The 452-nt window shown below is 44.7% G+C and carries 1 protein-coding gene; it reads right to left on the bottom strand.

From position 1 onward, the window contains the following. Nucleotides 1–384, bottom strand: a 384-nt coding sequence (locus tag HC175_RS18555; protein ID WP_168139694.1) for an amino acid permease, incomplete at its 3' end; no start/stop codon positions are given. Nucleotides 385–452 lie beyond the last annotated feature (68 nt).

Raw genomic sequence — 452 nt, 5'->3', positions numbered from 1 at the left:
AATAAAGGCCAGTAAGGCTATAGATCCCGTTTGTATGACACTCATTCTCGCCCAGGCAAACAGAAAAGCAGTACGTTTTCCAAAGGCGCGCATGAGAAAGTGGTAATCTCCACCCGTGTTTGGAAAAGTTGTGGTGAGTTCGGCATAGCATAAAGCCCCAATTAAAGAAACCGCTCCTCCAAAAATCCACACTAAAAGCATCATTCCGCCGGAATCCACATTCCCTGCGACCAGGGAGGGGGTGCGAAAGATTCCGGCTCCAATAACAATCCCCACTATGAGAGCAATTGCATCAACCGCATTCAATAGAGGACGGGGAGCCAGATCTTTTCTCTCCTTTAGCTTCTTCCCCCGAATCCTGACCTCTTCTTTGAGTGTAGACATATAAGTCCTGTAAATCTTTTAATGTAAGACTGAAAATCATTGAATCTAAGCAATTTAACCGTATAATG

This window comes from Salinimicrobium oceani, assembly GCF_012037645.1.
The sequence above is the reverse complement of the archived record's forward strand: the minus strand, read 5'-3'. Positions and strand labels throughout refer to the sequence as shown.